Consider the following 314-nt stretch of genomic DNA (forward strand, 5'->3'; position numbering starts at 1 on the left):
GCGCGACTCCTGCTTGGCGTGAAACAGCAAAGGGCATTCAATCACGATGCAGCTTTACGTGCTGTCGGGCTCAACGCCACGTGGATCGAGCCCAACGCCGCCGTTGGCAACCGCGACGCGAATTATGACGCCGGGCCACATGCGGCGGTGGCTGCAAGGGTACCGAGCCTCTCCCGCACTTTCGACCCCATCGCCGAAGTGCGACTACTCCAGGACGCCGAAGCCGGTCTTATCGCCAGCGGGCCAGCCAAACTCTCACCTTCCTAAACGGCAGCCGCTAAGGTGAGCCGTCGAAAGCCGACATTCAGGTTAAC

At 61.8% G+C, this 314-nt stretch carries 1 protein-coding gene; it reads left to right on the forward strand.

What is annotated here, in order from left to right; all coding sequences use genetic code 11:
- Positions 1–267: hypothetical protein (locus EN857_RS35345; protein WP_210235175.1), on the forward strand; the 267-nt coding region annotated here is incomplete at its 5' end.
- Between the last annotated feature and the right edge of the window lie 47 nt (positions 268–314).

It is taken from the genome of Mesorhizobium sp. M4B.F.Ca.ET.214.01.1.1 (assembly GCF_004791545.1).
Lineage (GTDB): Bacteria > Pseudomonadota > Alphaproteobacteria > Rhizobiales > Rhizobiaceae > Mesorhizobium > Mesorhizobium abyssinicae.